Here is a 14180-nt window from a genome sequence, read left to right as displayed (position 1 = left end):
GTGTCCGATAAGCGATTTGACGTCGATGCCACGCCTGACGTGAATGAGATCGACCGCACACCGGCAGCGGACCGGGCCAACAAGATCCCTTCGCTCAACGCCGTCCAGTGGGATAATAAGAAGATGATTGCCGGCGCCGCGCTTGGCGGCGCAGCAATCTTCACAATCCTTACCCTCGTCACAGGTTCGGGAGGCAGCAAACAGATTACAGATGCGAAGCGAAAGGCTCCGCCTCCAGCGGTGGAAGCTCCATACGATCCCAATACAGTCATTGCGCCGACACTTGCTACCGCACCACGCGATCCGAATGCGCCGGTCGCCCTCGCGGGTGAACAGGTGCCTGCGATCGGCCCCGACGGTCAACCGATCACACCATATGGCGCAGGCGGCCAACAACAAAGCAGGCAGGCTGGTGAAGCCGAACGCCGAGCCAACGAGGCTAGGCAGCTGAGCGATAGCGCCCGCCGGTCGACTCTTATCGCTTACAACGGCAATCAAAGCATGGGTCATGCTGCGGACGACGGGGCGAATAGCGCCCCATCGGCACCAGACAAGACCGGCAGTGGTCGAGCACCTTCGACCAAACTCGACGGCTTGAAGCAAACCTCCGCAATCGGCACTGTATCGGCGCGCATGATCGGGGATCGAAACTATCTTGTGACTGCCGGCGCAATCCTTCCCTGCACGCTTCAAACGGCGATGGACAGCACCGTGCCAGGATACACGACCTGCATCATTCCTCGCGACATCTATTCGGATAACGGGAGAGTGGTGCTGCTCGAAAAGGGCACTCGCGTCTTCGGTGAATATCAGGGGGGGTTGCAGCGAGGGCAAAATAGGCTGTTTGCGATGTGGACGCGCGCCGTCACACCGCGCGGTGTTGCTATCGACATCGGCTCCCCGGCCTCAGACACACTCGGACGCGCTGGCGTCACGGGCAAGATCGACCGTTTCTTCTGGCAGCGCTTCGGTGCCGCCATGCTCTTCAGTGTGCTCGATGCTGGCGGCCAGATCGCGGGTCAGGCGGTCAGTTCGGCAGGCTCGACCGTGTTTCGCACCCCAGGAGATACTACATCGCAGGTGTTGCAGGACACGCAGCAGATCCGCCCTATTGTCAGGGTGAACCAAGGAACCGAACTGGCCATTACCGTCGCCAAGGATTTCGACTTTTCGCAAGTCTATGGACTGGCCCTGAAATGAGCACCGTGGGGTTTCGCAACACGGCGGTCCTCGATCATGCGGTACGCCCGTTGCGCCGCTACCTCGATGATGCCGACGTCACGGAAGTCGTCATCAACGAACCTGAGATCATCGGTATCGAGCGGCGCGGAGGATGGACTTGGGAACACGAGGAAGCCCTTACGCTAGACTCGCTCAACCAGCTCGCAACCGCCGCTGCGGCCTACACATCGCAGGACGTTTCCCGCGAGACACCGATTTGTTCGACGATGTTCCCGACCGGCGAGCGCGTCCAGCTTGTCCTTCCGCCGGTAGTGCCTGACGGGACCGTTTCCATCACGGTGCGCAAACCATCGACGAAAACGCTTTCGATGAAGGATTTCGAGGCCAGCGGATTGTTCGCGGAAACGAAGGTGGCAAGCAAGCGGGTCAGCAGCATGGAAGAGCGCCTTCAGGGCCTTCTTCATGCGGGGCGCCATATCGAGTTTTTCGAGCTGGCGGTTCAGAGCCGGCTCAATATCCTGATTTCAGGCGCAACGGGTTCCGGCAAAACAACCTTCTCCAAGGGTCTGATCCAGCTAATCCCGGAGAACGAGCGGCTTTTGACGATCGAGGATACGCGCGAGCTGGTCGTTCCGCATAAGAACGTCGTCCATATGATTTACAGCAAGGATGGCACCGGCACAGCCAAGGTCACGGCCAAAGAGCTGCTGGAAAGCGCGCTGCGCATGAGGCCCGACCGCATCTTGCTTCAGGAGTTGAGGGACGGAACCGCCTTCTTCTATCTCCGCAACGTCAACAGTGGTCATCCAGGATCGATTACTACAATCCATGCGGACTCGGCCGAGTTGGCATTCGAGCAATTGACGCTGCTCGTGAAGGAAAGCGAAGGCGGCGCAGATCTCGCCCGAGATGACATCCGTTCGCTTTTGAAAATCCTTGTCGATGTCGTCGTTCAGATGAAAAAAATCGACGGTGAGTTCCGCATGACCGAGATCTACTATGATCCGGCAGCACGCCATGCCGCCTAAGAGGGGCACCATCCTCGTTGCCGGTATTCCGATCGCGCTCGTATTAGCCTTTGCGATCGCATCGGTCGTGGCCTGGCTCTACCTTGATCTGCCGAGCGTAAAATTTGATCCGTTCAAGATGCCGGCATTCTTCTGGTATTATCGGCATGATCCGGTGGTGCTGAAGGCGCTAGGTGCTGGTCTGGTCGTCGGACTCCTCTTGGCCGGGATCATGCTGTGGTGGCTCGCCAAGCGCAAACCGCCGTTGCACGGTGCCGCACGCTTCGCGAAGGAAAGCGAAATCCGCCGCGCTGGATTTCGCGCGGGTAACGGGATCGTCCTTGGAAAGCGGGCAGGCAAGTTTCTCACGTTCGGCGGCAGCGAACACGCCATCGTTGAAGCCCCTACCCGCTCCGGCAAGGGTGTGGGCATCGTCATTCCCAATCTGCTCTCATGGCAGGATTCCGTAGTCGTTCTCGACGTAAAACGGGAAAATTGGGATGCGACGGCGGGCTTCAGGCAGAAACACGGCCAATCTGTCTTCCTGTTCAACCCGACAGACCCGGAGGGAAGGACGGCGCGCTACAATCCGCTCGGTTACATCGACCGCGATGATCCCGATCAGGTCGTGATCGAACTTCAGAAGATCGCTACCATGCTGTTCGTGCCGCCAGAGCGGGGGGAACCTTTCTGGACGGATTCTGCGCGGACCGCCTTTGTTGGCGTTGGCGCATACCTCGCGGTCGCGGATCAGCCCTTTACGATCGGCAGCATCTATCGGCTGATGACCACAGGCGACACGCGCGGCTTCTTCCGCCGTGTGTTGGATGATCGATCGCTGAAACTTTCCCAGGGTTGCCGCAATGCGCTGGCCGACTTCACCTCCGGCGCGGACAATACCTTTGCCGGTATCGTGCAGACCGTGACATCCAAATTGAGCCTATGGCTCAATCCGCGTGTCGATGCCGCGACCGAAGATAGCGATTTCGACCTGCGTGCTCTGCGCACCAAGCCTATGTCGATCTATCTTGGTGTGTCACCGGACGAACTGGATCGCGTTGCCCCTCTCTACAATCTTTTGTTCCAGCAGCTCATTGATCTCAATGTTCGCGCGTTGCCCGATGCAACCACTCCGCATCAGGTTCTGGTCATTCTCGACGAATTTGCGCGGATCGGCCGCGCCCAGGTCATCGCCAGTGCCTTCTCCTATGTGGCAGGCTACGGCATCCGCCTGCTTCCGGTCATTCAGTCCCGGTCCCAGCTCCGCGCTGTCTATGGCGAGCATGTCGCAAACGAAATCGTGGCCAATTGCGGTGTGGAGGTCGCATTCACGCCGAAGGAATTGCGCGTCGCCAACGAATTGTCAGAGCGGATTGGCTATGTCGGACAGGAAGCCATCACCAAGTCACTTACGATACACGGCATATTGGCGAACCGCTCCAAGTCGATGTCGGACCAGCGGCGCGCGCTGCTTCTCCCCCAAGAGCTGATGCAGTTCCCACAGGAAGAATTGCTGCTCTTGCGCGGTGGCATCCCTCCCATCCACGGGGACAAGATCCGCTACTACGCCGACGGGCTGTTCCGCTCTCGCGTCCTGGCAGCTCCAGAAGTCGCGAACATCCCGCGCATTGTCCATGATGACGAAGATCTACCAAGCTGCGTCGAACCCACATTTGACCAGCTTACTGACCCTGACCCGATGGAGTTCGCGATGGACTGCATCGTCATTCAGGATCTGCCCGACATGCTCATCGACGTGGCGGCCGAGCAACGCGGAAACGAACGTGTAGGTGTGATCGAACAGGAGCGATAACATGGTGGACCGGACCGACAATATCGAGGCCGAAGGCGATCGGCGCAGACGGCACATGGAAATCCCGGCTGATCTGGAAAGCCGCTTCCTCCGCGTGGGCGATAAGCTCTATCGCAGCGCACATGACAAAGAGCCGGTGGCGACCATTACCGCCGATCGCATCAAGGCCAAGGATCAGGCAGCCCTTCCCGACCTCATCAGGCTCGCCAAGGAGAACGGTTGGACATCGCTCAAGATCAGCGGTGACGAAGAGTTCAAACGAGCGGCATTCCTCGCCGCATCCGCTCAGGGGCTAAAAATTGACGGCTATCTGCCTGATTCCAAAACGCAGGCTGCCGCTGACCGTGAACTGGCTCGCCAAGCAGGCAAGCCAGCCATGACCGACCAGGCCATTCGCACAGCCAATCAGGCACGTGATGCCAAGGAGCAGCCCGAACCGCGCCAAGACCTCGCGGAGCGTTTCCGCAGGCAAACCGATGTGCAGAACGCCAAAGACCCAGAATTGCGAAAAGCCCAAAGCCATGTTGCTCTTGCCATGGCCATTGCGACCGACCGCTTTCCGAACGAGCCGGGGAGACAGCGCGAATTTATCGCAGAGCGCAAGGAAGATGTCGCTGCTAGGATCGGACGTGGCGAGACGATCTCTGGTGTCGAGGTAAAGGCCCGTCAGGATCAGCGAGTGCGAGAGATGGCCCAGGACCAGATATTGCAGAAGTCCCGTTCGATCGGGGGACGATAGGGTGTGCCACATGGCACACCCTAAATATATCGACTCGGCCGCTTAGCGCCCATTCCCGCCGCTCAATGCTCCTAGGGTAGCGCCTGAAAGCAGACGTTACGCAGCTTGGCGCCTCAACCCGTTCCTCCGGAGGCATCCGGCGCGGTGCCGGGGGCGGTATCCTGAGCCTTTCCGGTCGGCGCCCCATCCTGCGCTGCACTCATCGCCGTCAGATAGTCGACGATAGCCGGAATGTCCTTGTCCGCCACGGGAGCCTTGTAGACATCCTTCATCTTGGTGACCGTTGCCTTCCACTGGTCCGCTGAAAGCACTGGCTGGGTCATCGCCATGCTGGCGGAATGGCAAGACGTGCAATTCGCATTGATGACATCGGCATGAGGGCCATCGGGATATTGCTGCTCATCGATAGGAAGATCGACCGTATCCGAGGTCATGGTAAAGCCGTTCACGGAAATGCTGCTGGGTGTAGGCCCTGTGGATTGGGGTTCGGGCAGCGGGGTGTAGCTGCCGGGAGGGCCCACCATCATGAGGGTGAAGACGGTCACGCCGAGCAGTCCGACGGCCAGCATGCCTGGGGTTGGCGCTTTCATGCCAAAGCTCCTTATGCCGTCACGATGGTAGTGGTTTCGATATTGCCGCGCATGAAACCGCCAGGGTTCCAGATCGGCGCCATCGGCTGTGCGACGCCTGCCGTATTCCAGCAGCGCGACATAAGCGACGTCTTTCCGGGGCCGGGCAAGGGAACCTGGGCGTCCCACCGCCGGAAACTGTACTTCCCGTGGTCCGGTCCGAGCTTGGTTGCAAACCAGTGGCGACCGCCGTCGGTGGACACATCGACCCGTGCCACGCCGCAGTCGCCGCCCATGGCAATACCGCCGAGCGGGATCGAGGCCTCGTGTGCGATCCGCTGACCTTCGCCCAGACTGGTAACCCACGAACGCGGGATCATGCGGTTGATCGGAACGGTTGGGAAGTCCTTGGCGCCGGGCTTTACATTGGCGCCCGGCGTCGCCGGGATCTTGTAGGCCTTGGCCATCCAGTATTCGTCATCAGGCCCGGGCAAGACCTCGATGTCGTTCAGCATCTTGACCCAGTAAGTCGAGTACCAGCCCGGCACGATCAGCCGGATCGGGAAGCCGTTGAGGAGCGGCAGCTGCGTGCCGTTCATGCCGAAGGCGATCATCACTTCGCCGTCGCGGGCATGATCGATGTCGAGCGCCTTCTCGAAGTCCGGGGCACCGGCGACCACAGGTTGATCGAGCGCCCCGAACCGGACCTGGACCGCCCCCGCCTTCACCCCGGCCAGATCGAGCACATCGCGCAGGCGCACGCCGAGCCACTTCGCATTGCCCATCGCCCCGTTGCCCCACTGCGCGCCGGGGACGCGGGGCTGGAACAGCCCGCGCGAATTGCCCGAGCACTGGTTCACCGCGGCCATCTCCACCCGCGGCAGGCGCATCAGCTGTTCGAGGCTGATTGCGATCGGCTTGTTGACGTGCCCGCGGATAGTGAGCCGGAAGGCATCGACGTCGATCGAGGTCGGGATGTCCGCCCAATGCCAGCGCACGAAGAACTGGTCATTGGGGGTGAACACATCTCGGTCGAAGACATCCATCGGTGTTTCCAGCAACGGCGGATGGACGCGCTGGAGGATCATGCTTCCTTTGCCGGGAAATGCGCTCGTCATTGGGCGCTGCGCATTGCCGCCGGGGAGATGCAGGTCGGTCAGACCCTGCGTGATGCCTTGCGCCAGAGCGGGTGCGGCAGCGATGGCTGCACCGCCGAGCGCGGCATTCTGCAGGAAACGGCGGCGGCTTGTTTCGGCCGCGAGCTCAGCATCCAGTCTGTCCATGGTCGTATCCTCTCGGGCAAAATGGTGGCGGGTGCTGCTGTGACAAGCAAGCGATCAGAACGCCGTTACTGATCGCAATGCCCGATCAGTTTGTAGCGGCGATACAGGGTGATACGAACAGATTGCCGCGCCATCCGCCGATCAGGGTCTTGGCGGCCACCACGATCCACATCAGCGCGAGCGCCAGGGTCAGGGCGGTGCCGACGATACCGAAGAAGGCAAGGTTCAGGGTCGTGCCAAGGCGAAAGGTTGCCACGGTGAAGACGCCTAGCGGGAAGGTGTAACCCCACCAGCCAAGGTTGAACGGGATACCTGCCCGCCAGTAGCGCCAGGTGATGAGCGAGGCGAGCGCCAGCCACCAGAGGCCAAACCCCCAGAGCAGCAGGCCGGCGATTGTGCCGATACCCTGGGCGACAGCGCCGACATCGGCCAGCCCATGCCCGGCCATGATCGCAGGCGCATCGCCGCCCAGAACCAGCATGCCCAGCGCGCCGGTGCCGATGGGGCCGAGTGCCAGCCAGCTCGATGCGGCCATGCCCTCATGCGGCAGCTTGTGCAGCGCCATGCGCAGGATCAGCAGCGCCAGGATGCTGAAGGCGACCGGGACCGAATAGGCCCACAGGATGTAGGACGTGACGAGCATCCCAAACTGTGCGCTGCCCTGCGCCAGATGCGGCGCCAACAGTCCTCCGCTGGCAGCCGTCACTTCGGCCGCCACGACCGGCAGCAGCCACACCGCCGTCATCCCATCGAGTGAATGCTGGTGGCGCGTGAACATGAAGTACGGGATCAGCACACCGCAGCTCACCGCCATGGCGGCGTCGATCCACCACAAGACCGTGGCGACCGGCACGATGCCCTCGCCGAAGCGCGCGATACCGAATGCGAGACAGCCGTTGATGATCGTGGCGAGGCCCATCGGGATCGTGCCGATGAACATCGATACGGTATTGTGCCCGAAGATGCGCCGCGCTTCGTGGCCGAACAGGATCCAGCGCGCGGTATAGAGCGCGGTAAAAAGGGTGAAGAGCCCGATGTTAAAGAACCACATCACTTCTCCCACCGGCTTGAGCGAAGCGCCGATGCCCGGCATCTGCGGGAGGGCCAGCGCAAGGATGCCCGTGCCCATGGTTGCGGCAAACCAGTTGGGCGTGAACTGGCGGATCATCTCGCGCGGGTGATCGAGCCGGCTGAGCGGGCGCATCCCTTCGAGGATGGGCTTGATATCCGTGGTCATCATCCAAACTCCTTGACCAGTTCGGTCAGCGCGTCGGCTGCCCGAGTGCGATACCGTTCCTTGTGGCGTAACGCCTCAAATGGACGGGCTGGCATCGCGAGCGGCAATTCATGAAGGTGCCCCGCAGCAAGCGCGCGGCGCACCACCAGTTCGGACAGGACCGCGACGCCAGCGCCGGCCTCGACAGCAGACCGTACGGCTTCGTTGGACGGCAGCGTCATGGCGATGTCCAGGTCTGCCGGATCGATACCGCGATCACGCAGCACATCCTCGAAACTCGACCGCGTGCCGGACCCGTGCTCTCGCACGATCCAGTTGGCGCCGCGCACCCAGTCCTCATTGATGGTATCGACAGCCTGCCCCGAGATAAGCAGCATCCGGTCCTCGCCGACTTTCCAGTGGGCGAGTGCGGGCTGGTCGATCGAACCTTCGACAAAGCCCAGTTCCGCGCGGCCATCCAGTACCCGCGCTGCCGCACCTTCGCTGTTGTCGATTGCGAGTTCGACGCGGATCGCCGGGTGACGGCTGTGGAACTGGGCGAGGCGCGAAGGGAGCCAGTAGCTGGCGATGGTCTGGCTGGCGACAAGGCGCAGGGTTCCGCGCTTCAGGCCGCCATACTCGGCCAGGGTAAGCTCCGCCGTCGCGGCGCGGCCAAGGACGGCGCGTGCCTCATCGAGGAACATGCGACCCGCCTCGGTCAGTTCGATGCCGCGACCCACGCGGTTGAAGAGCGGAACGTCATGTCTGGCTTCCAGTGTGGCAATCGCGGCGCTGGCGGCGGACTGGGTCACGCCCAGTGCCTCTGCGGCCCGCGTCATATGTTCGCGTTCGGCGACACCTACAAAGATGCGCAATTGTTCAAGGGTCATGGTGATCTCCTGTCACCATCGATACCTCAGCCCTATCAATCACTCCAACGCATTGATTATATCATTCCAATCGTATTTTAAGATCATTCGATTAGTACGGTCCTGGCGGCCACCAGCGCGCTCGCGATCCGTTGGCCGACATCAGGACTGTTGCAGACATTGGCCGGACTAGGATGGGGCATGGTGATGATTGATACATCGGGCCGCGCCTCTTTGATAAGCGCCTCCGCACCTGCAGCCACCCGTCCCGCCAATATGCAGACCCGCACGCACGGCAGTTTCGCAAGCAGGCCGGGAAGCGTTGCGAGACCCTCGGCAATCTCTGCGCGGCGCAGTGCGCGATTGCGGGCGCCGGGGGCGTGGACGATCCAGGGCACGCAGTTCCACTGAACGATGTCGTTTCGGCCAATGCCTGCAGCCTCAAGATAGCGGCGAAGGTTCCGAGCTGTGCCTGACGGATTGTCCCGCGACACGAAGCGAGTGCGATCAGGCCCGGGCCCCGGCGTCTCAAGAAGCAGGAGAAGGCGCGCATTTATGCCGCCATCGAACGGGTCGAAATGCGGCACCGGGTGTCCTGCGCCAACGAGCCCCTCACGCCATATCTCCAGCGGCGCGATGTGCGGCGCACCAAGAGCCGCTTTGCGTTCGGCGATCAACGCGGGATCATCCAGCCAGACCATTGATCGTCAAATCCTGTCGAAACTACAAAAATCATCGGTTGGATCGATCGCGACGGTTGCGCCATCCGTTCGATAGGCAACGCCTGCGTTGGCGCACATGCTCCTCAGCAGCTCGCATTTTTTCCGTTGCGCACTGCGACGATGACACTTGCGTCCGCTGTGGGCGTTATCGCCGGAGCGCCATGACGAAAGGGCTTCACTTGAAACTGCTATGGGGATTGGCCGGCCTTTGCGCGGCGACAGCATCGGCGGCCGCACTGGCGACATCGCCCGATGGCTTCGCAAGCCAGATGGCAGCCTCCATGGAGCGGATGCACCATGCGATGATGAATGCGCCATCGGGCGACCCGGACCGCGACTTCGCGGCAATAATGATCCCCCATCACCAGGGCGCAATCGAGATGGCGGAAGCGGAACTCAGGTATGGAAAAGACGAACGCCTGCGCCGTCTGGCTCAGGGCATCATCGTCGAGCAGCGGCAGGAGATCGCCGTCATGCAGGACATCCTCGCCGAAAAGACCGGCCCCGCTGCCGGCGCGCATCATCACATGGGAGACGACAAATGAACAAGACGCTGAGCATCGTGTCATGCACCTTGCCGATAGCGGCTGCCCTGGTCGCACTCCCGGCATCTGCGCAGCAGGTCCCCAATGCCCAGCCCGACAGGGCAGTCAGTGCGCAGGACCGCTTCTACACTTCGGACCAGTTTTCCAACACGGTATCGGTCATCGATCCGTCGACGAACACGCTGCTGGGGGTCATCAAGCTCGGCGATCCCACGCCTGCAAATCTCAGCCCGCTTTATCGCGGTCAGCTTCTGGTCCATGGCATGGGCTTCTCGCCTGATCGCCGTACCCTGGCGGTCGTGTCGATCGGGTCCAACTCGGTCAGCTTCATCGATACCGCGACCAATGCCGTGAAGCACACCGCCTATGTCGGGCGCTCCCCGCATGAAGCCTTCTTCCGGCCCGATGGCCGAGAAGCCTGGGTGAGCGTGCGCGGCGAGGATTATATAGCGGTGCTCGACGGGACCACCTTCAAGGAGACGGGCCGTATTGCTGTCCCCAACGGGCCGGGCATGACGATCTTCTCGCCCGATGGGAAATATGGCTACGTCTGTTCCAGCTTCTCGCCAGAAACCGTCGTCATCGACACCAGGTCAAAGCGCATCGTTGGCCGCGTGAAGCAGGACAGCCCCTTCTGCCCCGACATCGCCGCCACGCCTGACGGCAAGCAGGTATGGCTGACGCTCAAGGACGTCGGCAAGGTGATGGTCTTCGACGCCAAGCCGCCCTTCGCCGTGATGAAGACGATCGACACCGGGCCGATCACCAACCACGTCAACATCGCCAGGACAGCTAAAGGCCAGTTCGCCTATGTAACGGTCGGCACGCAGAATATCGTCAAGGTCTTCCGGACCGACACTTTCGAACAAGTCGCCTCGGTGCCGGTCGGCGCGCTGCCGCATGGGCTCTGGCCCTCAGGCGATGGCAGCCGGATCTATGTCGGGCTGGAAAATGACGATGCAGTCGCCGTCATAGATACGGCCACGAACAAGGTCATTGCCACGATCCCGATCGGACAGGGCCCGCAGGGCGTCGCCTATGTGCCCGGCGCCGTGCCTTCGGGGCAAGGCCTCGACAACCTCGTGCCGCTCGCCAAGGCGCAGGGCAAAGTGCAGGTCGTGCTGGAAGGTCAGGGACAGAGCCAGGTGTCGCTGTTCGATCAGGGGCAGGTGCAGATCCTGCAGGCCGCGGTCGCCGGACTGGCGCCCAAGCAGACCTTTACGCTGGGTCTGGCGGCGCGTCAGGATGGTACTGATACAGTCGAGCCGCTGGCCAAGTTCATGACCAATCCGGCAGGCGCGGCGATCGTCAATGCGGTTGGCCCGATCCGGCAGATCGTCAAGGACGCCGCGCCTGCAGAGCGCCGCTTCCTCGTAATCCGTTCCGGCGCGCCGGATGAGGCAGGCGCGGTGGTCCAGCGGCAGAAGCCGTGACGCTTGAAGCGGTCCTTAGCCAGTACGGCCTTGCCGCTCTGTTCCTCGGCGCCGGGATCGAGGGCGAGACGGTGGTCGTGCTGGGCGGCGTGATGGTCCACCGTGGCCTGATCGCGTACCCGGCGGCCATCGCGGCGGCAGCACTCGGGTCCTGTATCGCGGACCAGATCTTCTTTGCCCTCGGCCGCCGGTTCCGCGATCATCGCTATGTTCGGCGCGTCCAGCAGAAGGCCGCGTTCCGCCGCGCCATCGATGTGTTCGAGCAGCGGCCAGTGCTGTTCGTGTTCGGCTTCCGCTTTCTGTATGGCCTGCGCACTGTCAGCCCCATCGCGATCGGCACGACCGCGCTTCCTGCCTCCCGCTTCATGGCTATCAACGCATTGGCGGCCGTGGTCTGGGCGACAGTCTTCGTGACCCTGGGTTACCTGTTCGGTCAGGGCATCGAGGCTGCTTTTGGCCGCGTCCGCGATGTGGGCCATGTTCTGCTGCCCGTACTCGCGGTGCTGCTCCTCGTCGGCCTCGCCGCACACTTCCGGCACCGCAGGCGCGAGGTCACAGCAAAGGACTGACGAGGCGAGCTAGATTTTCGCAGAAGCGGGAAACACGCGGGCGATCACGCCATTCCTCCAGCAAAAGTCAGTCGCTTCGGCGGATGTATCCCCGTTGGACATCCGCGAGAGGTCCGGTGGACGCTTCATCATGCAAGATCAGGCTGATCTCGGCATTCAGCATGAAGGAGCGAACATCGGCATTGCTGGATCCGATGACGGCGATGCGGCCATCGATCGATACGTTCTTCGCGTGCAGCAACCTGTCGCGGTAGAGGTGGAGGCGTACGCCCGCCTCGAGCAGTTCGCTATAATAGGATCGCTGGGCAAGGTTCACGAGCCGCTGGTCCACGACACGCGAAACGACGAGGTCGATCGCGACGCCGCGTGCGACCGCGTTCTTGAGCGCGGTCAGCAGGGCTTCGTCTGGGATCAGATAGGGCGAGACAATGGTGATATTCTCTTGCGCCTCGTGAACGAGTTCGACGAGCAATCGCTCATAGCCGGGCACGCGGTAGTCTGGCCCACTGGGCATCGCCTGCAATTCTGAGGCGCCTGAGGCATCGGGCACGGGCAAGGCCGCGATGGTCTGTTCGGTCTCAAGGAACAAGTCGCTGGCAAAGACCGCATCGAGCGCGCAGACAACCGGGCCTTCAACCCGCGCTACGAGTTCGTCATTTACGATCCCGGGCTTGAAATCGCGGTTCACAATATTCTGCGACCCTACGAAAGCGACCCTGCCATCGATCAGGCACAGCTTGCGGTGATTGCGCAGATCGCTTCGCGCACGGCGAAGCGCCGCGAAGCGAACCGGCAGGACCAGGCGGGCAGTGACGCCTCGGTCCGCCAGCATCGGTAGGCTGCGTTTTGCCCAAGGGCGCGAGCCCAGCGCATCGATCAGGACGCGGACATCGACGCCGCGTGCATGTGCGCGGCCAAGGGCATCTGCGACTTTCTGTCCCGTCCGGTCGTCTGCGAAGATGTAGGTCAGCAGATGCACCCGAACATGGGCTGCATCTATCGCCGTCACCATAGCGTCGATCGTGCCGTCATAGTCCTCAAGCAGATGGAGGGCGTTGCCCCCACAGTTTGGAAAACCGCCCAGCCATTGTGCAAGCACAGCTGTCCGGGAAGGCGCGCTTTTGCTGCTCATCAGCGCCTGCCCGGCACTCTCCCGCTCCGGCGCCGCCCGCCTGAAGCGGTCCCGCCGCCAGGATGGGAACGCGGCCCGGCCGATCAGGCGGTACAGGATGAAGGCGGGCACCGGCAAGAACAGCACGAGAAGCAGCCAACTGCGCGCCGCTTCGGGCGGACGCCGCACCGGAATGACCACCACCATGATGAGCCGGATCGCCCATTCGAGCAGCAGATAAGCGAGCGTCAGGTTCGGGATGGAGATCATCGCGCGATGCTACCTGTCTCTGCTGCGTCGTGTCGATGCGCCCGTCAGATCACGCCCCCTTCAACCTTAGCGAACCATCAGGAGCGGGATGTCCGCCTTGGCGAGCAGGTGCCGGGTGGTTCCGCCTGCGAACCATTCGATCAGCTGGTTATGCCGATAGGCTCCCGTCACAAGCATATCCGCTCCCGCCAGATGGGCCTCAGTCAGGAGTTGCTGACCAAGGTTTTCGTGCGAGCGCGGCACGACGTGGAGCTGGTGCGCAATCCCTGCATCGTCGAGCAGCGCTTCCAGCTTGAGCGCCGGATCACCTGCATCGCCGATCCGAATAGCGGTGACGTCAGTGGCGCCTTCCAACCAGGGCGTGGCCGCCTCGATGGCGCGCCTTGCCGCATCGGAGTCGCTCAAGCCGGCAGCCACACGCGAAAAGCTCTGACCGGGCTGGGGCTTCCAGGAAACCGGGACGATCAGCACCGGTTTCTGGCTATCGAACAGCGCGGCATGCAGGGCGTCCCCGCCGTCCATGTTTCGCTCGTGGGCGATCACGACCAGCAGGTCGGCATTGTTCGCCTCCTGCGTCACCACGACTTGCTCATCCCCAACGATGGTTCGCCAGGCAACGGGTGGCGCGTCCTGGGCGGCTCCTGCGGTCCATGCCACGAAAGCCGTGTGGCAGGCGGCCGATCGCTCGCTGGCCGTGCCTTCCCAATGTTCGCGCAGACGCTGCATATCGACCTCTTCGCTGGCGGCAACGAGCAGGCCGGGATCGACCACGACATTCAGCGCTTCGATTGTACAGTCCCCCACGCTCTGCGCTGCGAGAACGGCTGCATTGAGGCATGTCGCAGTGCTGTC

General features: G+C 62.1%; 14 protein-coding genes. 7 read left to right on the top strand and 7 right to left on the bottom strand.

Features of this window, described 5'->3' with window-relative positions:
* Genes virB10 through AC07UX_RS20325 form a run of 4 tightly spaced genes read left to right on the top strand, consistent with a single transcriptional unit; the run spans position 1 to position 4741 of the window.
* Positions 1–1200: a type IV secretion system protein VirB10 gene (virB10, locus tag AC07UX_RS20340; RefSeq protein WP_495193788.1), complete on the top strand. Its 1200-nt coding sequence runs from the start codon at positions 1–3 to the stop codon at positions 1198–1200.
* The gene (gene virB11, locus AC07UX_RS20335; RefSeq protein ID WP_495193787.1) at positions 1197–2210 is read left to right on the top strand and encodes a P-type DNA transfer ATPase VirB11; all 1014 of its coding nucleotides are present in this window, start codon (positions 1197–1199) and stop codon (positions 2208–2210) included. Before virB10 ends, virB11 begins: the two co-directional genes overlap by 4 nt.
* Positions 2200–4002, top strand: coding sequence for a type IV secretory system conjugative DNA transfer family protein (locus AC07UX_RS20330; RefSeq protein ID WP_495193818.1), 1803 nt, complete (start codon positions 2200–2202; stop codon positions 4000–4002). Before virB11 ends, AC07UX_RS20330 begins: the two co-directional genes overlap by 11 nt.
* A 1-nt stretch (position 4003) precedes the next feature.
* On the top strand, positions 4004–4741 hold the full coding sequence (locus AC07UX_RS20325; RefSeq protein WP_495193786.1) for an LPD7 domain-containing protein: 738 nt from the start codon (positions 4004–4006) through the stop codon (positions 4739–4741).
* A 113-nt stretch (positions 4742–4854) separates the two neighbouring features.
* On the opposite strand, the gene AC07UX_RS20320 is transcribed toward AC07UX_RS20325, so the two are convergent.
* From AC07UX_RS20320 to AC07UX_RS20300, 5 genes are all read right to left on the bottom strand, one after another.
* Positions 4855–5331, bottom strand: coding sequence for a hypothetical protein (locus AC07UX_RS20320; protein WP_008830650.1), 477 nt, complete (start codon positions 5329–5331; stop codon positions 4855–4857).
* An 11-nt stretch (positions 5332–5342) separates the two neighbouring features.
* Positions 5343–6593, bottom strand: coding sequence for a molybdopterin-dependent oxidoreductase (locus tag AC07UX_RS20315; RefSeq protein WP_008830651.1), 1251 nt, complete (start codon positions 6591–6593; stop codon positions 5343–5345).
* 85 nt (positions 6594–6678) lie between these two features.
* Positions 6679–7833 carry a TDT family transporter gene (locus AC07UX_RS20310; RefSeq protein WP_230588550.1) on the bottom strand — a complete coding sequence of 385 codons (1155 nt, stop codon included), beginning with the start codon at positions 7831–7833 and terminating at the stop codon, positions 6679–6681.
* Positions 7830–8699 carry a LysR family transcriptional regulator gene (locus AC07UX_RS20305; RefSeq protein WP_008830653.1) on the bottom strand — a complete coding sequence of 290 codons (870 nt, stop codon included), beginning with the start codon at positions 8697–8699 and terminating at the stop codon, positions 7830–7832. Before AC07UX_RS20305 ends, AC07UX_RS20310 begins: the two co-directional genes overlap by 4 nt.
* A gap of 83 nt (positions 8700–8782) precedes the next feature.
* Positions 8783–9379, bottom strand: coding sequence for a uracil-DNA glycosylase (locus AC07UX_RS20300; RefSeq protein ID WP_008830654.1), 597 nt, complete (start codon positions 9377–9379; stop codon positions 8783–8785).
* 290 nt (positions 9380–9669) lie between these two features.
* Here AC07UX_RS20300 and copM point away from each other — a divergent pair, with 290 nt between their 5' ends.
* From copM to AC07UX_RS20285, 3 genes are read left to right on the top strand one after another with little or no spacing between them, the layout of a single operon-like run.
* A complete protein-coding gene (gene copM, locus AC07UX_RS20295) occupies positions 9670–9945 on the top strand; it encodes a CopM family metallochaperone (protein ID WP_428976926.1) in 276 nt (91 codons plus the stop codon).
* Entirely contained in the window at positions 9942–11378 is a 1437-nt protein-coding gene (locus AC07UX_RS20290; protein WP_008830656.1) for a YVTN family beta-propeller repeat protein, read from the top strand. The genes copM and AC07UX_RS20290 overlap by 4 nt, the downstream gene beginning before the upstream one ends.
* A complete protein-coding gene (locus AC07UX_RS20285) occupies positions 11375–11947 on the top strand; it encodes a DedA family protein (protein WP_008830657.1) in 573 nt (190 codons plus the stop codon). Before AC07UX_RS20290 ends, AC07UX_RS20285 begins: the two co-directional genes overlap by 4 nt.
* 67 nt (positions 11948–12014) lie before the next feature.
* Here AC07UX_RS20285 and AC07UX_RS20280 read toward each other — a convergent pair whose 3' ends face one another.
* Entirely contained in the window at positions 12015–13328 is a 1314-nt protein-coding gene (locus AC07UX_RS20280; RefSeq protein WP_495193785.1) for a phospholipase D-like domain-containing protein, read from the bottom strand.
* Positions 13329–13394: 66 nt separating this feature from the next.
* Positions 13395–14132 carry a universal stress protein gene (locus AC07UX_RS20275; protein WP_008830659.1) on the bottom strand — a complete coding sequence of 246 codons (738 nt, stop codon included), beginning with the start codon at positions 14130–14132 and terminating at the stop codon, positions 13395–13397.
* Positions 14133–14180: the final 48 nt, after the last annotated feature.

The sequence above is a fragment of the Sphingobium sp. GW821-FHT02B05 genome, from assembly GCF_059421905.1.
Note: the sequence above shows the minus strand (reverse complement) of the source record. Positions and strands in the feature narration are given on the sequence as shown.